This window comes from Gaoshiqia sp. US2 (assembly GCF_059705485.1).
The window spans coordinates 2,577,308-2,599,995 of the sequence record NZ_AP048550.1; the positions used below are offsets into that span (position 1 = coordinate 2,577,308).

The window sequence follows — 22,688 nt, forward strand, 5'->3', positions numbered from 1 at the left end:
GTATGGACAAAGCCAGGTTGTCGACATCTGGCGTCGATACCGACGATTCGAGCCTGGGAAAAGACATTTTGCACGATATATACCGGGTTGCCGGGGCGACTACAGAAAATTATCCGGAAGGTGTTTACGTTTACTGGCGCGATGGATTCAATGTTGCAGTGAATTATTCGTTCACCGATTATGAGATGAATATACCCGCAACCGCAAAAATCCTTGTTGGCGAGAAAAACTTGAAACCGGCTGGAGTTTTAGTTTGGGCTGAATAAAAAAAGAAATTTATCGCGATGAAAAAAAGCGCTCACCCGAGCAATTCCGTCATTTGATACGTCATCATACCCTATAGGACACATAAAATCCCCGGGAACCATCATCCTTTTCGGAACTTAGTGTCCTGATAAATCTAATAAAAACCCGAAATGAAAAGTAAAAGGATTCATTTGAGTTTATTTGCCGGCCTGCTGTTTGCAGCATGTTCTGTACCGCAATATCAATTAACAGAAGATGGCGTTATTTTAAGCCTCAGGCAGGAAAAAAAATCAGAAGCAAACAAGCTTCGGTTGCAAGTAGTGAGCGACGAAATAATCCGCGTGTCGGCAACTCCCGATAAAGATTTTCCAAAGGATTCAAGCCTGATCATCGTTCCCGGTATTCAAACGGTACCTTTTGATGTGGACGATGCAGGCGATTCGATCCTGTTGAGCACTGCCCGGCTGACCATATCGGTTTCGAAGTTGAATGGGGGGCTGAAATTTAAAAACAAAAACGGCGGTGTGATCCTGGCAGAAAAGCCGGGAGGAGGCAGGACATTTATCCCGGTTGAGGTAGAAGGAACGAAAGCTTATTCCATCAGGCAACTATTTGAATCGCCTGCCGATGAGGCATTTTACGGGTTGGGACAACATCAGTCGGATGAATTCAACTATAAAGGAAAAAGCGAAGAGCTGTTTCAATACAACACCAAAGTTTCGGTGCCTTTCATCGTTTCCAACAAAAATTACGGACTTTTATGGGACAGCTATTCGTTAAGCCGTTTTGGCGACAGCCGCGAATACAAACAATTGAACCGGGCCTTTCAACTCTATAATAAAAAAGGGGAGCATGGAAGCCTGACCGGCACATACCAGCGTTGGAACGGAGATTTGCAGCAACTGGTACGCGCTGAAGATTCGCTTTATTTTGAAGACATTAAAACAATAAAGAACTTGCCGGAAAATTTTCCTTTAAAAGAGGCTAACGTGACCTATGAAGGAGAGATTGAGGCGTCGGAAAGCGGAACCTACCGCTTCATTTTGTACTACGCCGGCTATATAAAGGTTTACCTGAACAATGAGCTGGTGGTGCCCGAACGTTGGCGGACAGCATGGAACCCCAACACGTATAAATTCACGTTTGATCTCGAAGCCGGCAAACGGGTGCCTTTGCGTGTTGAGTGGAAGCCCGACGGCGGAAGGTCGTACTGCGGCTTACGTGTCCAAACACCTCAACCCGATGAAGAACGTAACAGCCAGGTTTGGTGGAGCGAGATGAATAAAAAACTGGATTATTACTTCGTGTATGGCGATTCGATGGACGAGATCATCAAAGGCTACCGCAGCCTGACCGGGAAATCTCAGGTGATGCCCAAATGGGCCATGGGTTTCTGGCAAAGCCGCGAACGGTACAAAACCCAGGATGAGATTGTGGGTGTATTGAAAGAATTCAGAAAAAGGAAATTCCCTATTGATAATATTGTACTGGACTGGAACTACTGGCCGGAAAATGCCTGGGGGAGCCACGACTTTGACAAAAGCCGTTTCCCCGATCCGAAAGCAATGGTCGATTCAATCCACGCCATGAACGGCAAAATGATGATTTCGGTATGGCCGAAGTTTTATGTCACCACCCAACATTTCAGGGAGTTCGATGAAAAAGGTTGGATGTACCAACAAGCGGTAACAGACAGCATTCGCGACTGGGTAGGCCCCGGTTATGTAGGCTCGTTCTACGATGCTTATTCAGCAGGCGCCAGGAAACTGTTTTGGAACCAGATATACGAAAAATTATATCCTTTAGGCATTGATGCCTGGTGGATGGACGCCAGCGAGCCAAATGTACTCGACTGTACCGATATGGAATATCGCAAGGCTTTGTGTGGGCCGACTGCATTAGGACCTTCTGCGGAGTATTTTAACACCTACGCCTTAATGAATGCTGAAGCCATTTACAACGGCCAACGCGATGCCGATCCGGATAAACGGGTTTTCTTGCTTACCCGGTCCGGTTTTGCCGGCTTACAGCGGTATTCAACGGCAACCTGGAGCGGCGATATCGGTACCCGCTGGGAGGACATGAAGGCCCAGATTTCTGCCGGCTTAAATTTCGCCATAAGTGGCATTCCCTACTGGACCATGGATATTGGCGGCTTCTGTGTTGAAGACCGTTATGTTGCCGGACAAGTGGAGTATAACAAAAGCGGAAAAGAAAATGCCGGTTACAAAGAATGGCGTGAACTGAATACGCGTTGGTACCAATTCGGGGCGTTTGCACCCTTATACCGTTCGCACGGGCAGTACCCATTCCGCGAAGTGTGGAACATTGCCCCGCAGGGACATCCGGCTTATAATTCTATTTTGTATTATACCAACCTGCGTTACAGGCTAATGCCATACATTTATACCATGGCCGGTATGACTTATTTCAACGATTACACCATGATGCGGCCATTGGTTATGGATTTTTCAGCAGATAAAAAAGTTGAAAATATTGGCGACCAGTTTATGTTTGGCTCCGCTTTGATGGTATGCCCGGTTTATACCTACGAGGCTCGCGACCGCGAAGTCTATTTTCCGGAAGGGATAAACTGGTACGATTTCTATACCGGACAACATATCAAAGGTGGGCAAAAGTTGAAAGTAGATGCCCCTTACGAACGGATCCCCTTGTACATCCGCGAAGGTGCTATCATCCCGATTGGCCCTGAAATTCAATATACCGATGAGAAGCAAGCAGAGACAATTGTTCTGTATGTTTATCGCGGTCAGGATGGAAATTTCACCCTCTACGAGGACGAAGGTGTAAATTACAATTACGAGAAAGGCGCCTACTCAAATATCCCCTTCAGTTACAACGATGTAGAAGGAACGCTGACAATCGGTGACCGGCAAGGCGAATTTGACGGGATGCTGAAAGAGCGTACGTTCGTGATTGTACCGGTAAGCAAAGACGAAGCACCGGGTTTTAAATTCGATGACACAGGTCAACGGGTGAAATATGACGGACGCAGGCAGGTGGTTTTCCTGTCAAAATAAACCAAACAGAGATATGAATTTAAACGCGAATGAATAAATGGTTATCGGTGCATTGGAGCATCGAATGAAAATCCGAACCCGGTCAAAACCTATTTTGAAAATATAAAGATATGACACCGATTAAAATTGCTTTTTTTCTTGCCTGCATTGTCAGCCAGCATTTGATAAGCTTTGGCCAGGGATATAAAAATCCGGTTATCCCGGGCTTTCATCCCGATCCCAGCGTTTGTAAAGTTGGTGATGATTTTTACCTGGTAACCAGCAGCTTTGAGTATTTCCCCGGAGTGCCGGTTTTCCAAAGTAAAGACCTGATCAATTGGAAAAAAATAGGGCACTGCCTGACGCGCCCGTCACAAATAAACCTTGACAAGACACGGCCTTCTGGTGGGATTTACGCGCCTACAATCCGATATCACGAGGATGTTTTTTACATGATTACAACAAACGTTTCGGATAAAGGCAACTTCATTGTTCACACCAATGACCCCTCAGGCGAATGGTCGGACCCGGTATGGCTGGACCAAAAAGGGATTGACCCTTCGCTGTATTTCGAAGGCGATAAATGTTACCTTACGTCTAATCCCTCTAATTGCATTTACCTGTCCGAAATTAACCCGGTTACAGGCGAGCAGCTATCCGAAAGCCGTGCTATCTGGACGGGTACAGGCGGGCGTTATCCCGAGGCTCCCCATATTTACAAGAAAGATGGTTGGTATTACCTGTTGATTTCCGAAGGGGGAACCGAGTACGGACATAAAGTAACCATTGCTCGCAGCAGGAGCATCGACGGGCCATACGAGTCCAATCCGGCAAATCCCATTCTGACTCACATGAATGTGAATGCGCAGAACAATCCAATCCAGGGTACGGGCCATGCCGATTTGGTGCAAGCCAATGATGGATCCTGGTGGATGGTGTTCCTTGCCTTTCGTCCTCAATCCGGCCTTCACCACCTGTTGGGGCGCGAAACTTTCCTGGCTCCCGTACGCTGGGACAAAAATGCGTGGCCGGTTGTCAACGGCGATGGTACCATCAATTTGAACATGGAGGTGCCCACCCTGCCGTTGAGCCCATTTCCAAAAGGCTCGTACAGCGCCGGTTTTGATGAAAACAAATTAGGCTTTGAATGGAATTATTTAAGAAATCCTAATTTCGAAAACTATTCCTTGCAGGAACGAAAAGGGTACCTACGGTTGAAAGCAACTCCCGTGTCGATTGATGATGTTGACTCTCCGACTTTTGTTGGGCGCCGGCAAGAGCACATCAACTTCACGGCTACAACGGCAGTGGATTTTCACGATGCCCGCAAGGGGGATGAGGCTGGTCTGACGGTATTTATGAATAATACTGCGCATTACGACTTAATCCTGAAGCAAGGCGAAGGGAAGAAGCGTGTCCTGGTGCTGCGCTACCGTTTGGGGGTGTTGAACCATACCGAACGCGAGGTTGAGGTCCCCAATGGCGAGGTCCATTTGCAGGTGAGCAGTAGCAGCGATTACTATTCGTTCGCCTATTCGCTGGATGGTAAAAAATTTGAACTCCTTGGCAAAATGGACGTGCGGTACATCAGTTCCGAAACAGCGGGAGGTTTCACCGGGATTTATCTGGGGCTGTTTGCTACTTCATCCAGTAAAAGCTCGAACGCTTACGCCGACTTCGACAAGTTTGAGTATATTCCACATGAGTCACGTCAATAGTGGCCCTCTGGAATGTAAGCCGCGGGGAAATTGAATTATTTTGTATAATTGTATGTAACAAGCTCATCTCAAGCTGATTGAAAACCGATTAAATTTCAGGTGAGTTAAACGGTGAGTTCTTTCTGGAAAACATTTTGATATCTTTCTGATAATAAAATACTTACAGGACGCAGGACGAATCCTGGTATCCCGACAGAAAGAGAAATTAATGTAAGTCAGAAGTCGGCAAAGTACATGATTTACAGTATTTTATGTCTTTATCAGATCATTTTTTTCTTATTGTTTCAATGCAGCCTTTGTGAAAATATACTCCGGAATTTTTTGGTTGAATTTGATGTCGGTCATTTTAAACTCGGTGCCTTCACCCTGTTTCAGCATGTCTTTGTAGAGGATTTTAGTCGGAAACCAACGCCCCTGCACCTGGATGACCTCGCTCATGGCCGAACGTTTCAGTAATTGGCCGCTTTTGGCGTATAGTTCCTCTTTAAGCGGAATAAACCGCTCCCGGTCAATCCATACCTTGCGTGACGCGTACGCCACATCCGGGACTTTGGCCGTCAGGCTGAGCACCCAGCATTGGCGGCCGTCAACAGTTTCTTCGCCGGTCACTTCCGCGCTGTACACCTCCGTCAGTTTGCGGTCGTCCATCATGTCTTCGTACGACAAATCGGACCCCATGACCGATTGCCGCAACATGTGCCCTGAAATTTGGATGATGCGGTCGGTTGAGGGAGAGTAAATCCACAACTGGTTTTCAAGTTTCAACATTTTTGTTCCCTGCTCACGCGCCGGGGATAGATATTCGGTGAATGATTTTTTGTCGCCTACCGAATAAGATTTTGAAGTGATTGTCCGGCTGCTCCGTTTCCCGTGGATGGTCATCGACGACTCGAAGACCCGGTTCTCTGCCGACATATTTTTGTCCACTTTTTCAAGGATTTCATCAGCATTGGGCTGACAGAAACCAGTCACTGCAATGAAAGTTAAAAGGCTTATGATGATTGTTTTCATGATTCTTCAATTTAAGTTTCCAGTTCTTTAAATAATTGGGCGGTTTTCCGCTGGTAAATACCGATCCCCGACAGGGCTGTGCCGATCACGGTTGAAAGGACGCCCGGAATAAAACCCAGGTAAAAATCGACCGGGGCAATGTGTGTCCGGATCGTTGAAGGCATCATCACCGAAGCGCCTTTCATCATGCCGCTGATGTCGATGCCGTAAGTCTGGATCAGCCAGGAAACCGACAAGCCCAAAGCTGTGCCGGCAACCGAACCCACGGCTCCGATCATGACAGATTCGGCAATCATCGATCCGTATACATGGTCCTTTTCTTCGCCCATCGCCAGGCGCACACCGATTTCGCCATAACGGCGCAGGCCGCCAAGCAAGCCGGCATTCCACAACACCAGCGACATGGCCAGCATAAAAACCAGGGTCACAATCAGCAATATGCTTTTCGACATGTCGACAAACATCGCCATGTTCTGGTCGCGAAGGCTGACCATTGCCGGGGCGAATTCGTCGTTTTCGTTTTCGTACTTCGAATTGAACTTCCCGACAACTTCCTCAGCCCAATCCTGCTCGTAATAACCAGTTTTGAAAAACCCGGCTATTTCGCCTGCTGCATCATACATATCCAAGGCCGTCCGTATATCTTCCAAATCGGCGATTACGGTGCCGCGGTCAAGCGCTGCAGAACCAAAAAGCACAGTCCCGGCAACCGTGAAATTTTGCATGCTCATGCTTCCGTTCATGGTCGAGCTGATCAGGGTGATCTCATCGCCCGGATTCGCCTTCAACTTTTCAGCAAAAGCATCGCTTAGCAACACTTCACCCGGATTGACAGGCATGGAGCCTTTTACAAGTGATTTTTCCAGGTTCAGGCGTTCTGCTTCCCCGCTTTTCCCCGAAAGCAGGTCCAGGGCCATTCCCATGGCGGACCCCTGCGAACGCGTTTCGCCCGTCTCATCCGGAACATCCACCAGTCCGCCAAAGTGAATTCTTGGCGCCCAATCCATCCGGGGAAACTCCTGTGCAAGGTTTTTCACCAATTCATCGACATCTGTCAATGCCAGATCGTTCGGCAACTGGTTACTGTTGTCGGCATAAGCTCTGGTCATCACTTTAACATGGCCGGTATTAAATTTGGCATTCATTTCAATCGTGTCGCCCATCACGCCGGCGACGTAGGTGTGCATCAGCACGGTCAGCATCACGCCGGTTGCCACCACCAACACGGGCAACAGGCTTCTGCTTTTGTCGCGCCATAATCCTTTTAACAGAAATCGTATCATTGTATTTTCCCTCTTAAAGCGTCCGTTGGATTCATTTTAGCTATTTTTCTTGAAGGCCAGTAACTCACTGCCGCCGTGGTCAGCATCACGATCAGCACAGTTGAAACCACCAGGCCGAAACTGTACATCGGGTACAAGGTTTGCGCCATCGCCATGCCATAATCGCTTGCATCTCCGGGCATGGTCCGGCCGGTTTTGGCTTGCCAGGCGAGCAGCGGAATGCCGTAAACGGCAGCCACCAGCGCCGCCAGCACCGAGTGCATGGCGCCTTCGACCGTAAACAGGCCGACCACTTCGCGTTTGGTGTATCCAAGCGCCACATAGGTGCCAATTTCTTTTTGGCGCCGGAAAATAGAGAGCACCTGCGTGTCGAAAATGGCCAGCATGGCCAGCAGCAGCAGAATGATATAAAAGATCGATTGTCCGATGGTTTTTGTTTTGATCACTTCGTCGATTTCGGCGGTTAGTTCTTTTTCAGAGCGGTGCACCCAGTTTTCAAACGCCGGCCGTTCCTGGCCGTTATCACGATAAGTAAGCGTGGTTGCTTTGCCCGGCAGCAAAAGGATCGACTGAAGTTGTTCCAATGCGATCCAAACCTGTCCCACATCAACTGAAGGCACGTTCGTCGAAAAAATGTCGGTGATCAACAGTTCGGCAGCATCAAACGTGCCATTGGTGTCGCGCCACTGCATGGTGACATAATCGCCAATTTTCAGCTTATTCGTACGCGCCATATTGGCCCCGATGATGGCGGGTATCGCATTCACGGCCGTGTCGAGCTTTTGGGATGGCAGCGCCAGCAAGTTCTGATTGGGATTGATCCCTTTGATCAGGACGGACTGCATCCTTCCGCCCGGATAGATCGTCCCCTGGGCAATCAGCACCGGTTCCATGCGTCCGTTTTCAATTTCGTTTTTTACGCCATCAGGAATGGGCGCGTGGCTTTCGGTGAGCGTGAACGGATCATACGGATCGTATGCTTCGTGCCAGTATTGGGCGCCGCCGATTTCCCAGTTTTTCATATCGGTTTTGGCCTGGTAATCCCATCCGGCAAGAATGCCTTTCGCCCAAATGATCACCACAAACGAAAACGACAACACGATCACGTTGAGCCAGGTGCGAAGCCCAGCGCCGATCAAATTCCGGTATGCCAGTTTTATCGCGAGTTTCATGATTTTGTTTTTTAATTCTTTGTTCACTGTTCACTCTTTTCATCTTTATCCAGCTTGCCGTCGCGCAGGTAAATTTTCCGGCGGAGGTAGCTGATCACTTTTTCATCGTGCGTGGCAAAAAGAAAGGTGGTGTCCAGTTCTTTATTGAGTGTTGTCATCGTTTGCAGGATGTTGTGCGAATTGGCAGCATCCAGGTTGGCGGTTGGCTCGTCGGCCAGCACCAGCGACGGCTTTTTCACCATAGCGCGGGCAATGGCAACACGCTGGCTCTCGCCTCCGGAAAGTTGTGGCGGTTTCGATTTTGCTTTATCGGTCAAACCGACCCATTCCAATGCATCCATCACCATTTTTTTTCGTTCTGATTTGGTATAATTCAAAAGCAGCAAGGGAAATTCCACGTTCTCAAAAACCGTGTGCACCGCGAGCAGGTTATAACTCTGAAAGATAAAACCAAGATTTTCTTTGCGCAGGCGGGCCGCCTCTTTTGCCGAAAGCCTGCTGACAGGCAGCCCCAGCACCGTGGCTTCACCTGAGCTTGGCGCGTCCAATGAGCCGATAATATTCAGCAAAGTAGTTTTACCGGAGCCGCTTGGTCCGATCAGCCCGGCAAATTCACCGCGGCCAATTGTCAGGTCAATGTTGTTCAACGCGGTAAACTTTGATTTTCCCATGGGGAATGTTTTTACCAATTTTTCAATTTCAATGATTTCCATATGCTTCAATTTGTAATTGATGACCGGTACTCAGTGATCGGTCATTAATGATTATACACAAACATCACCTGCACACCGCTGCCGGCGTATAAATTCTCTCTTGCTCCGGGTGTGGGAATATGGTAATTTTTCGGGTTAACGTAGCCCATCAGGAACAAGGATATGTTATTGAACTTTTTCTGCCAATTCACAAAATTATAAGTGTTGCGGTTGGTCCAATCGTAATAAACAATCAGGTTCAAGTTATCAATCAGGCCGATTGGATACGACAGGTTTAGCATAGAGAAAGTGATGGGTTCTTCAAATTGAAAAGCCTTTTCATCGAAGGCAGCAACCAGTTGTTCAAAAGTTGTGGTGAGGCCGTTTCCCAAAGCAAAAGTATAATCTGCGCCCAAGTTGATGATTTGCTGATTGGTCAAACGTCCCACGTTCTTATTTTTACCGGTCCATGAAGCTTCAATCCAATAACCAACCACGCGGTCGAATTTCGCATCAAACCCAACCCGGTTTTCGGAGATTTTGGCAAACTGAAATTCGGTTTCGGCAAGTTCCCGGCTGTCGGCAACACGGTAATGATAGCTAAGAGCCGCCTCGCCGTTTGGCACAGCTATTTGGAAGCGGCCACCGATTTCCGGAATATTTTGATTGGTTTTTATTGATTCCCAGCCCTTGGGATTTTTATTTCCGTACAACACCCACAGCCAGGCGTTGGCATTGTTCAAAAAATAATATCGTCCGAGTACGCCCCAAACGCCGTCGGTAAGTTGCAAGGGGTCGCGCGGATCGAGCTGGTCGAACCACATGAGCGGCCGCAGTAACGAGGCCGAACCGAAGTTGATTTTTTGAAGGCCGGCCCGCAACTCGAACTGTTGGGTCGAATAGCGCGCCCACAATCGGTAAGGTTTTAAATTGCCGTCAACATTTGTTGAATCAAACAGCTCGAAACCCATGTTGCCATACAGATTGGCTGAAGCTTCAAAATCAATTAAACCGCCATCAGCCGAACTTAGCTGGTAGTTGAGCTGCGGAAGGTAACGGGCGCCGGTCCATAACGGAAGGGTATTTTCGGGGTTGAAATGTCCCCATGCCGAGAACTGCCCTTTAAAATCAGGCGAATTTTGTGCCCATCCTGCTGAAAAGCAACCTATCAATCCGACCGCTATCATATTTCCTAAAAACTTCATCTGTTTATAAAATTAGTGTTCAGTCTCAGTGTTCGGTGTTCGGTCTCAGAAGCCGTAACTGACTGCGACTGTAAACTGGCCACTTATTTCCCGTCCCGGTTCGAGATGCCGTATGAAACGAAGTTGGCATACTCCATAATCAGTTCCTGTGGCGACCCGTACAGTTTCAGCAGGTTTTCATCTTTCATCATGTCCACGATTTTAAAAGAAACGTGGATCAGAAATTCAGGCTTGAAATCTTTCCTGAAAACTCCTTCCTGTTGCGCCTTTTTAAAATCGTTCAACATTTCATCCCAGACTTTTCGGGTGGTTTCTTCCACGTAGGCTTTTAACTCGGGTTCTGTGCCCAGGTAAAAATCTTCGAGGAATTCTTTGCTGATATCCTGCGTGCTTTCCTCCTTCATCAATATCATGCCCTTTATTTTTTCAGAAGCCGGCAGGTCCGATGCCATCAATTCTTTAAATTTCTGCCTGCCTTCTTCCACCACCCCGTTAAAAACCGTTTTTGCCAGTTCAATTTTATTCGGAAAAAAACGGTAGTAGGTCATCTTGCTTACGCCTGCTTTTTTACAAAGTTCTTCAATGGTGACTCGCCTGAATCCGTGCTTCCAAAATAAATTATGCGCGGTACGAACAATGTCGTGGTACTTCTGATTTTTTAAATGTTCTTCCATCTGGTGTTACAAATTGAGCTCAAATATACGATAATTATAAAAGTAAACAAAAATCGTAATATTTCATTTTAAACGTAAATAGCTGTTTTCAGGCACAAATGACCGATGAAAATCATTCTGAACGAGTTTTTCAGGAGAATTTATTGGGTGAGAATTAATCCAAATTCAAGACTTATTGTTATCATTATTTCAAGTATATTTGTCTAATTAAACAAAAGAAAAAATGGCTTTATTGGCGAAAGGGGACAAAGCTCCTGATTTTATGGGGGTAAATCAGAACGGTGAAACAATTTCGCTTGCCGGTCTTAAAGGGAAAAAGCTAATTCTGTATTTTTATCCCAAAGATGATACTCCCGGTTGTACAGAAGAATCGTGTAACCTGAACGATAGTTACGATGCCTGGCTGGCTAAGGGCTACGAAGTGATTGGGCTTAGCCCGGACAGTGTGGCCTCGCACAAAAAATTTGCGAGTAAATACAACTTTAAGTTCAACCTGATTGCCGATACCGAAAAGGAAATCTTGCAGGCTTATGGCGTTTGGGGCCCAAAAAGCATGTTTGGAAAAAAATACATGGGTGTTTTGCGTACAACCTATGTTATTAACGAAGAAGGTGTGATTGAAGAGGTCATTGAAAAAGTAAAAACAAAAGATCATACAAAACAAATAATCAAAGCTTTAGATTTGAACTAGCTATGGCAAAAGAAGAACAAAGCAATGTCAATAAGGAAAAGCTGAAGGCGCTTCAGCTGACCATGGATAAAATTGAAAAAAGTTATGGCAAGGGTGCCATTATGAAAATGGGCGACCGCCCGGTTGAGGACGTTCCTGTTATTTCTTCCGGGTCAATCGGACTGGATATTGCCTTAGGCGTAGGTGGTTACCCCAAAGGTCGGATCATTGAGATTTACGGACCTGAATCTTCAGGTAAAACCACGCTGGCGATTCATGCGATTGCCGAAGCGCAAAAAGCCGGAGGTATTGCCGCCATTATTGACGCGGAACATGCCTTTGACCCGTATTATGCAAAAAAATTAGGCGTCGACACCGACGAACTGCTGATTGCCCAGCCCGACAACGGCGAGCAGGCGCTCGAAATAGCGGATAACCTGATTCGTTCGGGCGCGGTTGATATCGTCGTGATCGACTCGGTAGCAGCTTTGACACCGAAGGCTGAAATTGAAGGCGATATGGGCGATTCGAAAATGGGTTTGCAAGCCCGTTTAATGTCGCAGGCTTTACGGAAACTCACGGCCAACATCAGCAAAACCAGGACCTGCTGTATCTTCATCAACCAATTACGCGAGAAAATTGGCGTGATGTTCGGAAATCCCGAAACCACGACAGGTGGTAATGCGCTGAAATTCTATGCCTCGGTTCGCCTTGATATCCGGCGTATCGGCCAGATTAAAGACGGAGAAGAAGTTCAGGGAAATAATGTCCGCGTAAAAGTGGTGAAGAACAAAGTCGCGCCTCCGTTCAGGAAAGCAGAATTCGACATCATGTATGGCGAAGGCATTTCAAAAACAGGCGAGATTATCGACTTGGGCGTGATCTATAACATCATCAAAAAAAGCGGATCATGGTTTAGTTATGGCGAAACCAAATTGGGGCAGGGACGCGAAGCCGTCCGCGCCATTTTGATGGATAACCAGGAACTGGCCCAGGAACTGGAAACGAAGATTTTTGAAGCTGTAACCAAGTCGGCAACGACCGCGGTTTAAAAATACATGTGCAGTAAAGTCCGGGTGTGGCCATGCTGCTTCACCCGGACTTTTTTGCGCATACACGAAACTGAAAACAGGTAAAGTGAAAAAAACGACTCGCCGGATTCTTATAATTGAATATTAAGTGCACGATGTAATTGTAAGTTTCTTCGCTGTTTTTTTACGATTTGAAATTTTTTGATTGTATTTTTGGCAAATCTGAAAGCATAATTTACTATACGAAATGAAAGTGTTGAAATTTGGAGGTACCTCAGTCGGAAGTGCAGAAAACATCCGCAGGGTAAAAGAAATTACGGATAGTCAGGACGACGATGTGATCGTTGTTGTTTCTGCCCTGGGCGGAATCACTGACAAGATATTAAATGCCTCAAAAATGGCCGTTCTCGGAACGGAATATTTCAATACCGAAATCACAGGAATACGCGAAAGACACGAAGAAGTCGTTGAGTCGTTGTTTGTCGGCGACAAAAAGGCCGAAGTGAAAAAGCAGGTGGGACAGCTGTTGGACGAATTGGCAAAAGTTATTCAGGGCGTTTCCATGATTGGCGAACTTACCCCCAAAACATTGGATAAAGTGGGTGGTTTTGGCGAGCGCCTTTCATCCTATATCATCAGCGAATTTATTAGCGGTTCACAATGGATTGACTCGTCTCAGCTGATTAAAACCGACAGCGCTTTCGGAAAAGCACAGGTGGATTTTGACTTGACAGAACGTTTAATCAAAGAAAAATTCAGCAATTTTACCGGCGTTTGTGTTGCTCCGGGTTTTGTGTCCAGCAACCTCGACGGCGAATATACGACCCTTGGCCGTGGCGGTTCCGACTACACGGCTGCGATTTATGCCGCGGCATTAGATGCCTCGGTGCTGGAAATATGGACCGATGTAGACGGTTTCATGACGGCAGATCCACGGGTGATCAACAAGGCTTATGTGATTAAATCACTGAGTTATGCCGAGGCGATGGAACTGTCTCATTTTGGGGCGAAAGTAATTTATCCTCCCACTATTTTGCCGGTTTACAAGAAAGGAATCCCTACCTGGATTAAAAATACGATGCGGCCCGAAGCCGAAGGGACCCTGATCACGGAAAGCCGTAAAAACGGAAAAGATTTGCCGATTAAAGGGATTTCGTCTATTTCGAACATCAGTCTGATGACCGTTCAGGGACTGGGGATGGTTGGCGTGACCGGCATTTCCATGCGTTTATTTGGCGCGTTGGCGAAAGAAAACATCAACGTGATCCTGATTTCGCAGGCCTCGTCCGAAAATTCCATTTCGGTTGCTGTTGATACGCCCAAAGCCCGCTTAGCCGAAGATGCCATTCGTTGCGAGTTTGAACGCGAAATTGCCATTGGAAAAATCAATAAGGTGGAGGTGGAGAGCGAGCTTTCCATTGTAGCCATCGTGGGCGAAAATATGAAACATTCGACCGGTATTGCCGGAAAACTGTTTAATACCATTGGTAAAAACGGGATTAACATCATCGCCATCGCCCAGGGCGCATCGGAGCTCAACATCTCGTGGGTGGTGAAAAACAGCGATTTGCGCAAAACACTGAATGTGGTGCACGAATCGTTTTTCCTGTCCGAAAATGTCGAAGTCAACGTGTTTCTGCTGGGTATTGGGTTGGTTGGCGGAAACCTGCTGAAACAAATCAGGCAGCAGCAGGAAAAATTGCTAAAGGAGAAACACCTGAAAATTAAACTGGTTGGCGTGGCCAATTCGAAAAAGATGTTACTCGACCGCGAAGGAATTTCCATCGACGGTTTCAGGGAGCAACTCGAACAGGAAGGGCAGCATTCCGGTTTACAGTCATATAAACAAGCGGTGATCGACATGAATATTTTCAATTCGGTATTTGTCGATTGCACGGCTTCCACAGCTTCCGCCGATTTATACGGCGAACTGCTTGGCGCTAATGTGTCCATTGTAACGGCCAATAAAGTAGCGGCTTCATCGGAGTACGAAAATTACCTGCGATTAAAGCGGATTGCCAAAAACAAAGGCGTCAAGTTTTTGTTTGAAACCAATGTTGGCGCCGGTTTGCCGATTATCAACACCTTGAACGACCTGGTAAATGCCGGTGATCGGATATTGAAAATTGAAGCGGTACTTTCGGGAACCTTAAACTTCATCTTCAATACAATTTCGGAGAAAATTCCTTTTAGCCAAACCATCCGGATGGCGAAAGATGAAGGTTATTCCGAGCCTGATCCGCGCGTTGACCTGAGCGGGATTGATGTCGTCAGGAAACTGCTGATCCTGGTTCGCGAGTCGGGGTACAAAATTGAAAAAGAAGATGTTGTTATCAATAAATTTATCCCGGATGAATATTTTGCCGGAAGTATCGATGATTTTTGGGCGGGAATTCCCAGCCTGGACGATGACTTCGAGACCCGGCGAAAGGTGCTGGCTGCCGAAAATAAATGCTGGCGCTTTGTAGCCAAATACGAGGACGGAAAAGCTGAAGTCGGTTTGCAGGAAGTGTCGCAGGGGCATCCTTTTTTCGATTTGCAGGGAAGCAATAACCTGGTGATGTTTACTTCGGAACGCTATCATGAGTTTCCGATGATCATTAAAGGTTATGGCGCAGGCGCCGCGGTGACTGCCGCCGGCGTTTTTGCCGATATCATCCGGGTGTCGAATATATAAGTCAGTTTTTATGAAGTACATTATCGTTTTAGGGGACGGCATGGCGGATGAGCCGTTGGAAAATTATGGCGGGAAAACCCCTTTACAAATGGCGAACATACCCGAAATTGACCGCTTGGCCAGGTTGGGCCGCTGCGGGCAGTTGGTTACCGTGCCCGAACGTTTGCACCCGGGAAGTGAAATTGCCAACCTCTCGGTATTGGGTTACGATGTGGAAAGCGTGTTTGAAGGCCGCGGAACGCTTGAGGCGGCCAGCATGGGCGTGGTTCTCGAAGAAGGCGACCTGGCGATGCGTTGTAACCTCATTTGTGTGGAAGGAGAAAACATCAAAAATCACTCTGCCGGCCATATTTCAAATGAAGAATCGCATGAACTGATCGATTTTCTGAATGAAAAGCTGGGAACCGACCGGGTTACTTTTCACAAAGGTGTTTCATACCGGCACCTGCTGGTGGTAAAAGGCGGCAGGAAACAGATGAATTGCACGCCGCCTCACGATGTTCCCGGGAAACCGTATAAAAACTACCTGGTAAGAGCCAAAGAAACGGAGGCGCGTAAAACCGCCGAGATCTTAAATGATTTGATCGTCCGGTCGATGGTTTTGTTGCCGGAACATCCGGTCAATCAAAAACGAAAGGCTGCCGGGAAAGATATGGCAAACAGTATCTGGCCCTGGTCGCCGGGGTATAAGCCGCAAATGCCAACATTGAAAGAAATGTACGGAATTGAGCGGTCGGCTGTTATTTCGGCGGTCGATCTCATTCAGGGCATTGGCGTTTATGCCGGTATGGATGTGATTAAGGTGGAAGGCGCCACCGGTCTGTATGATACCAACTACGAGGGAAAAGCCCGCGCAACCATCGAGGCACTGAAAGATCATGATTTGATATACCTGCACATTGAGGCCAGCGACGAAGCCGGTCATGAAGGCGATGTGGAACTGAAAACAAAAACGATTGAATACCTTGATCAGCGGGTGGTGAAGTACCTGGTTGAAGAAACCGCGAAAATGGACGAGCCCGTTACCATTGCCGTGTTACCTGATCATCCCACACCCTGTGCAACCACGGTGCATACCAAAGATCCGGTGCCGTTCCTGATTTATAAACCGGGAACTGAACCCGACAGCGTGGCCGCTTACGACGAATTTACAGTGAAAAAAGGCAGCTATGGCCTGATTCACGGCGCCGGTTTTATTCAGGCGCTGATAAGCCCGGTTTAATATTGAAAAAATAAATAAATGAAATATTACAGTACCAATAAATCAGTGGCGGAAGTGTCGTTGAAAGAAGCCGTAACCAAAGGGCTGGCCGACGATAAAGGATTGTTTATGCCAGAGCGTATCGAAGCATTTTCGCCTTCATTTTTTAAGAACATCCATCAGCTTTCTTTTCAGGAAATCTCCTTCGAAGCAGCCAAAAAATTCTTTGGGGAAGATATTCCTGAAAATGAGCTGAAACACATTGTTTACGATACCCTAAGCTTCGACTGTCCGGTGGTGCAGGTGAGCAAACAGATCTATTCTCTGGAGTTGTTTCATGGGCCTACGCTGGCTTTTAAAGATGTGGGCGGTCGTTTTATGGCCCGTTTGCTGGCCTATTTTCTGAAGGGAAATACCGGGCAGGTAAATGTGCTGGTAGCTACTTCGGGCGATACCGGAAGCGCGGTGGCAAATGGTTTTCTGGGCGTTCCGGGTATCCATGTTTATGTGTTGTATCCCAAAGGTCTGGTCAGCGAAATCCAGGAAAAGCAGTTTACTACCCTGGGCCAAAACATTACGGCCATCGAAATCGACGGTACTTTTGATGATTGCCAGCGTTTGGTAAAAACGGCTTTCCTCGATCAGGAGTTGAAAAGCGCCCTGACTTTAACCTCGGCCAACTCCATCAACGTGGCCCGCTTTTTACCTCAGGCTTTTTACTATTTCAACGCCTATGCCCGGCTGCGGGAAAAAGGAATCACCGGCGAACTGGTGGTTTCGGTACCCAGCGGGAATTTTGGCAACCTGACTGCCGGTTTGTTTGCCAAAAAGATGGGCTTGCCGGTTAAACGGTTTATCGCGGCCAATAACGAAAACGATATTGTGTACCAGTACCTGCAAAGCGGGAAATACGAGCCGCGTGCATCGGTGGCAACAATCGCCAACGCGATGGACGTGGGCGACCCGAGTAACTTTGCCCGTATTCTTGATCTGTACGGACATTCGCACGAAGCAATCGGGGCAGAGATGAAAGGTTTCCGTTATTCAGACGCCCAAATCCGCGAAGTGGTAAAAAAAGTCTATGACAACTATGCGTACCTGACCGACCCGCACGGGGCTACCGGTTACAAAGCGCTCGAAGACGATTTGCAGGAAGGCGAAACAGGGGTATTCCTCGAAACAGCCCACCCGGCCAAATTTACCGAAACGGTGGAGCAGATTATTGGCAAAGGCAAGGTGCCGCTTCCCGAAAAACTGGCTGAATTTATGAAAGGTGAAAAGCTGTCGGTGCCGATGAGTAAAGAATTCAACGACTTTAAAGCTTTCTTGCTGAAGCAGTAAACCGGGCTTTTCCTATTTCCGGTTTTCAACCCCTTCTGCCTTCATCCTGATTTTATAGACGGAGGTCCGGGCGGTTATAAACAGTGTTTTCCGGTCTTTTCCACCGAAACACAAGTTGGCCGGCCTTTCCGGTATCCCGATTTCGCCGACCTTCTTTCCGTCAGGCGAGAAGATGGAAACGGCGTTGTTGGTCAGGTAAACATGGCCCTGGTTATCGATGGTCATGCCATCGGAGCCTTCGGGGGCAAAGAGCGTTTTGCCAGTCAGGCTGCCATCGGGTTCGATCCGGTATTTCCAGGTTTTTCCGTCGTTAATATCGGCTACATAAAGGGTTTCACCGTCGGGTGTGCCGATGATGCCGTTGGGCATGACAAAATCATCGATCAGCCGGATTATTTCTCCATTTGGTTTCACACAGTAAACAGCCCGGCAATCCTGTTCCTGCTGGCGCCCTTCGGGCCACCAGGGCCGGTGGTAATAGCTGTCGGTGATATAAATCATTCCGTTCGGGTGAATCCACAGATCGTTTGGCCCGTTCAGCAACTTCTGGTCATACTGATCGGCCAAAACTGTTTTTTCGCCGTTCAGTCCAATGCGAAGCAGACGGTTGCGGTAGTCGGCACAAGCAACCAGGTGGCCTTCGGCATCAAAGTAAAGCCCGTTTGCCCGTTCGCCGTCAACATCAAACAGGCGGATTCCGTCCTTCTCATTCCAGATAAAGATTTTGTTATTGGGCTGATCGGTAAAATAAATTTCACCATCGCGGGTCACGGCTGGACCTTCGGTAAAGGCAAATCCTGATTGGACGAGCGCCGGTTCGTTTCCTGTTTCCACCAGGTCGGAAAGCGTTTGGGCGACGGCCTGAATATTCAGGGATATAAAGATCAATAGGACGCAGGTTATGTTTTGCATGTGGTTTATTTCTTAACAGGTTCGATTTTCTGTGTATAAAATTCATCATTTTTTTCAGAAAAGAAATTAAAACGAATAACTTAAGCCGATACGGGCGCTGAAGTTCCGGGGCAGGCCGGGATAATAATAACGCGGCAACTGGCTTCCGAAAGCGGATGCGTTTATCAGCACCATCGAGGCATAACGGGTATCGGTCAGGTTGTAAATGGCCCCCGAAAGATCCAGTTCAAGCTGTTTCCATTGTTTTTTATAACTGCCGGTGAGGTGGAGTAGTTGGTAATCATCAGAATAAACACTGGCATCGTCGCGCAGAGGCATGGCGCCAACATAATTGTATTGCAGACTGATTTGCAGATTTTTTTTAAAGCTGCTTCCGGCAGTCAGGTTTAACTGGTGGCGCGGCGTACCGGTTAAATCGTTGCCCGAATAATCGGCATCATCATCAACAAAATCGACAAAATAGTGCGGTGTAAAGCTGCCGTTTATGCTGAGCTGATGACTGGTATGGCGGGTTTGCAGGAAACGGTAGCTCATGGCATATTCGAGTCCCGGGTGCACCGTTTTTCCGGCATTGATACCCATGAACGCATCTTCGGCGGTACGCCTTGCCAACAACAGGTTTCTCAACTGCATATAATATACCGAAATATCATAAAACAAACCGTTCAGGAATATGCCCCGGCTTCCCAGCTCGTAATTCCAGCCCGATTCGGGTTTAATGCCGGTATTGCGTTGCCCGTCGGGCATCAGGGTTTCTTCGAGGCCGGGAGGCGAAAATCCGTGGCTAAGGGTACCGTAAAGAGCCGATTGCGGACGGAGGGCATAGTTGAAAGCCAGGCGTGGTGACACGACCGGATCAAAGCGGTGACGGGCCGATTGGTCGCCGTCACTTAAAAACCGGTCTTCGTATCGGTACGAGGTGTGGTTGAGGTTTATTCCGGCCACCAGCTTCAATTTTGCAGAGAAGGCATATTCGGCCTGCGAAAACAGGTTGAAGTACCGGCGTTTTTCCCGGTTTCCGGAAAGCAGGTTTCCCCGTTCGCGGCCTTCATTGGCATAGGTCGACCAGTTGTAGCGCTCAAAAAAGCTTTCATTTCCGAAACTAAGTTTTAACTCCTGGTCCGAAAGACGCATTTTTTTTTCGACGACCCAACGGCCGCCAACATAGTTGTTGTTTTCACCGAGGGTATTGAAAGGCCTCAGCTCGTCGTTTTCGCGGGTATGGGCAAACAGGCTGAAACGGGTGGTCAGCTCATTGTTCCAGTCCGATTGTACCGAGAGCCCGGCCATGAGTTTGCGGTAATCTTCGTAGCCGCGTATGGCGGCCCAGTTGGCAGCAGCCTGTGTGGGCGAGTGCCTGAACACGTCCCGGTCGACCGAACTGGGAATATAGGCCATCAGGTCGGTATAAGCGGCGATCAGGCTGAAGGCATGTTGGCCGGCTGCGAGTTTACCGATGTAGCTGAAGTTGGTCCGGTCGGTTTGATTATTCTCGCGGTACCCGTCGCTGGCCAGCCGTTCGGCATATAGGGCCTGCTGAAAGTGTTTGTTAACCAGGCTGAGGTTGGCCCGGTAAAGTTGGGTGTTGAATGATGAAAAGGCGCTTTCGGCCAGCAGGGTATTCCGGTCGGCTTTGGGTGCGTGAAACAACAGCGTGCCACCGAGCCCCGAACCGTAGTAACCCGAAGCGGGCCCTTTGATAATCTCCAGGCCGGATATGAAATGCAGATCCAGATCTTCGATGGTGGTTTCGCCAACGCCGTTTGTCAGCGGGATATCTTCGAAATAGGCCCTCACTTTATTGGATGCGTAAGGCGAACGGCTGCCCATGCCGCGAATGCTGAGGCGGTTGGTGTTCAGGCTTCCGCTTTGCATGAATACCCCGGGCGCCAGGTTGATGACGGAGGCGATGCTTTGTCCGGGGTGCTGCCGGAGCTGACCGGCCGAGATAAACGAAACGGCTCCCGGCGTTTCCATCAACGGATGTTCGTAACGAAAGGCCTGCACGGTAATCTCGCCGAGCGGGATATGAAAAGGCGTTGGGATGCTGTCGGCTGCCGGCGTCTGGTTTTGTCCGGTACTTTGCACACCCGATGCCGCAATGAATAAACAGAGGAATATATAGCTGAATACTCGGTTCATCCGGTAACTTCCTGCTGATCCTTTACTTTTTTAGGCTTGCACACTTTATCTTCCTTATTTGCCTTTTGCCCGCACTTTTTGCAAAAATATCCCGGATTTTCAGGTTCTTTGTAGTCTTCTTTTTTACACGCTGTTTTACCCATTTCTTCTTAAAAGTCTTGTTCCCTGTGTGAAAGAACAACGTTTACCGGGAAATTGTTTTTCAGGTGCTCGCTCATTTTTTCTGCGGCATACACCGAGCGGTGCTGCCCGCCGGTACATCCGAAATTGATACTCAGGTGGGTGAATCCGCGCGACAGGTAGGTGCTAACCGACTGATCGGCCAGGGCAAAGGCATGCGTCAGAAAGTCGGCCATATCTGATTCTTTTTCAAGAAAGGCGATTACTTCCGGGTCTTTACCGGTAAGCTGCTTAAACTCGTCGTAACGCCCGGGATTATGAATGGCGCGACAGTCGAAAATAAAGCCGCCGCCATTTCCCGACGGATCGTCGGGCAGGCCTTTTTTATACGAAAAACTGCCGACGTGCACCGTCAACTTTGCTTTCTGCGCGCCAATCTTTCGCAAAAAGGCCGACTGGCTGACCGCTTCGAGCACCTTAAACAGTTCGGGCAAGCCGATCGGGATGTTGTTGTTGCGGAGCAGGTATCTCAGGTTTTCGAGGGCAAAGGGAATACTTTTCAGGAAATGTTCTTTTTTCTCGTAAAACCCGCGGAAACCATAAGCGCCCATCGCTTGCATGATGCGGATGAGCACATAACCGGTAAAATAGGCTTTAAACTCATCGCGGTCGAGGGTCTGGTATTTTTCGAGTTCGTCGAGATAAAAGCCGAGCAGCTCGTTGCGCACATCCTGCGGGATATCGGCTTTGGCGTCGTACAACAACGAAGCCAGATCGTATTGTAAAGCCCCTTTCCGGCCTCCTTGGTAATCGATAAAAGCCACTTTGTTGTCGCGCAGCATGATGTTTCGCGACTGGAAATCGCGGTACAGGAAGAAATCGCTTTCGGCCGCGAGCAAATAATCGCTGAAGTTTTGGAAATCGTCTTCCAGCGCCTGTTCGTCAAAAGAAATTTTGGCCAGCTTAAGAAAATAATACTTGAAATAGTTCAGGTCCCACATCATCGATTGCTTATCGAACGCGGCGCGGGGATAACAATAGTCATAATTGATGCTTTTCCCGGCAGTGATTTGTATTTTGGGGAGCTCGCGCAGTACCCGTTTGTACACGTGAATGATTTTTTCGGAAAAGCCTTCCAGCTCGCGGATGCGGCTCAGGTAATCGAACAAGGTGAGGTTGCCGAGATCTTCCTGGATGTAGCAGGTTTTTGCCTGGTTGACGGTGTAAATTTCGGGCACAGCAATTCCCCGGCTGAAAAAATGAGCTGAAAATTCAAGGAATGCCAGGTTCTCGCGCACATCTTCGTTATAGGCGCCAATGGCCTGGTGGTTTTGACTTTTAATCCGGCAGTATTCGCGGTACGAACCCGAGGGGGGCAACACTTCAAAAGCAGTCATTTCTTCCTGAAAATGACCTTCGTATAAGCGAATGAGTTCTTCTTTTATTGTTAAGTCCAAAGCTGTTTCTTTTAAGTTCGAAAACAAAGATAAAAGAATTGTTTGCAGTGGCCGATATGGCCGGCAGTTTTCGGCGGGAAATCACTTTTAACCTTATATGAGATGTTCCCGTTAAT

17 protein-coding genes are annotated in these 22,688 nt (G+C 48.0%); 8 read left to right on the forward strand and 9 right to left on the reverse strand.

Annotation, left to right across the window (positions count from 1 at the left end):
• The first annotated feature begins 2 nt into the window (after positions 1–2).
• The 3 genes from AC6H3C_RS10270 to AC6H3C_RS10280 all read left to right on the forward strand — a co-directional run bounded on the left by AC6H3C_RS10270 (position 3) and on the right by AC6H3C_RS10280 (position 4,984).
• Positions 3–266: a Beta-galactosidase C-terminal domain gene (locus AC6H3C_RS10270; protein ID WP_497520678.1), complete on the forward strand. Its 264-nt coding sequence runs from the start codon at positions 3–5 to the stop codon at positions 264–266.
• Between the two features lie 150 nt (positions 267–416).
• Positions 417–3,287 (forward strand): TIM-barrel domain-containing protein, encoded by a 2,871-nt coding sequence (locus AC6H3C_RS10275; protein WP_497520679.1) that lies wholly within the window; start codon positions 417–419, stop codon positions 3,285–3,287.
• Between the two features lie 110 nt (positions 3,288–3,397).
• Positions 3,398–4,984 (forward strand): glycoside hydrolase family 43 protein, encoded by a 1,587-nt coding sequence (locus AC6H3C_RS10280; RefSeq protein WP_497520680.1) that lies wholly within the window; start codon positions 3,398–3,400, stop codon positions 4,982–4,984.
• A 276-nt stretch (positions 4,985–5,260) separates the two neighbouring features.
• Here the strand turns inward: AC6H3C_RS10280 and AC6H3C_RS10285 are convergent, their stop codons facing one another.
• From AC6H3C_RS10285 to AC6H3C_RS10310, 6 genes are all read right to left on the reverse strand, one after another.
• Positions 5,261–5,995 (reverse strand): outer membrane lipoprotein-sorting protein, encoded by a 735-nt coding sequence (locus AC6H3C_RS10285; protein WP_497520681.1) that lies wholly within the window; start codon positions 5,993–5,995, stop codon positions 5,261–5,263.
• 11 nt (positions 5,996–6,006) lie between these two features.
• The gene (locus tag AC6H3C_RS10290) at positions 6,007–7,278 is read right to left on the reverse strand and encodes an ABC transporter permease (RefSeq protein WP_497520682.1); all 1,272 of its coding nucleotides are present in this window, start codon (positions 7,276–7,278) and stop codon (positions 6,007–6,009) included.
• On the reverse strand, positions 7,275–8,450 hold the full coding sequence (locus tag AC6H3C_RS10295; RefSeq protein WP_497520683.1) for an ABC transporter permease: 1,176 nt from the start codon (positions 8,448–8,450) through the stop codon (positions 7,275–7,277). The genes AC6H3C_RS10290 and AC6H3C_RS10295 overlap by 4 nt, the downstream gene beginning before the upstream one ends.
• Before the next feature lie 23 nt (positions 8,451–8,473).
• Positions 8,474–9,163, reverse strand: a complete 690-nt coding sequence (locus AC6H3C_RS10300; protein ID WP_497520684.1) for an ABC transporter ATP-binding protein — start codon at positions 9,161–9,163, stop codon at positions 8,474–8,476.
• Between the two features lie 44 nt (positions 9,164–9,207).
• On the reverse strand, positions 9,208–10,347 hold the full coding sequence (locus tag AC6H3C_RS10305; protein WP_497520685.1) for a hypothetical protein: 1,140 nt from the start codon (positions 10,345–10,347) through the stop codon (positions 9,208–9,210).
• 83 nt (positions 10,348–10,430) lie between these two features.
• Positions 10,431–11,021, reverse strand: a complete 591-nt coding sequence (locus AC6H3C_RS10310; RefSeq protein WP_497520686.1) for a TetR/AcrR family transcriptional regulator — start codon at positions 11,019–11,021, stop codon at positions 10,431–10,433.
• A gap of 223 nt (positions 11,022–11,244) precedes the next feature.
• Between AC6H3C_RS10310 and bcp the strand changes: the two genes are divergently transcribed.
• The 5 genes from bcp to thrC all read left to right on the forward strand — a co-directional run bounded on the left by bcp (position 11,245) and on the right by thrC (position 17,941).
• Positions 11,245–11,712, forward strand: a complete 468-nt coding sequence (gene bcp, locus AC6H3C_RS10315) for a thioredoxin-dependent thiol peroxidase (RefSeq protein WP_497520687.1) — start codon at positions 11,245–11,247, stop codon at positions 11,710–11,712.
• A 2-nt stretch (positions 11,713–11,714) separates the two neighbouring features.
• Positions 11,715–12,743, forward strand: a complete 1,029-nt coding sequence (recA, locus tag AC6H3C_RS10320) for a recombinase RecA (RefSeq protein ID WP_497520688.1) — start codon at positions 11,715–11,717, stop codon at positions 12,741–12,743.
• A 226-nt stretch (positions 12,744–12,969) separates the two neighbouring features.
• Positions 12,970–15,399: a bifunctional aspartate kinase/homoserine dehydrogenase I gene (gene thrA / locus AC6H3C_RS10325; RefSeq protein ID WP_497520689.1), complete on the forward strand. Its 2,430-nt coding sequence runs from the start codon at positions 12,970–12,972 to the stop codon at positions 15,397–15,399.
• Positions 15,400–15,409: 10 nt separating this feature from the next.
• Positions 15,410–16,621, forward strand: a complete 1,212-nt coding sequence (locus AC6H3C_RS10330; RefSeq protein ID WP_497520690.1) for a cofactor-independent phosphoglycerate mutase — start codon at positions 15,410–15,412, stop codon at positions 16,619–16,621.
• A gap of 18 nt (positions 16,622–16,639) precedes the next feature.
• Positions 16,640–17,941, forward strand: a complete 1,302-nt coding sequence (gene thrC, locus AC6H3C_RS10335; protein ID WP_497520691.1) for a threonine synthase — start codon at positions 16,640–16,642, stop codon at positions 17,939–17,941.
• Positions 17,942–17,953: 12 nt separating this feature from the next.
• Here thrC and AC6H3C_RS10340 read toward each other — a convergent pair whose 3' ends face one another.
• The 3 genes from AC6H3C_RS10340 to AC6H3C_RS10350 form a co-directional block, all read right to left on the reverse strand.
• A complete protein-coding gene (locus AC6H3C_RS10340; protein WP_497520692.1) occupies positions 17,954–18,853 on the reverse strand; it encodes an SMP-30/gluconolactonase/LRE family protein in 900 nt (299 codons plus the stop codon).
• Between the two features lie 66 nt (positions 18,854–18,919).
• Positions 18,920–20,995 (reverse strand): TonB-dependent receptor, encoded by a 2,076-nt coding sequence (locus tag AC6H3C_RS10345; RefSeq protein ID WP_497520693.1) that lies wholly within the window; start codon positions 20,993–20,995, stop codon positions 18,920–18,922.
• Positions 20,996–21,144: 149 nt separating this feature from the next.
• The gene (locus AC6H3C_RS10350) at positions 21,145–22,572 is read right to left on the reverse strand and encodes a RapZ C-terminal domain-containing protein (RefSeq protein WP_497520694.1); all 1,428 of its coding nucleotides are present in this window, start codon (positions 22,570–22,572) and stop codon (positions 21,145–21,147) included.
• Between the last annotated feature and the right edge of the window lie 116 nt (positions 22,573–22,688).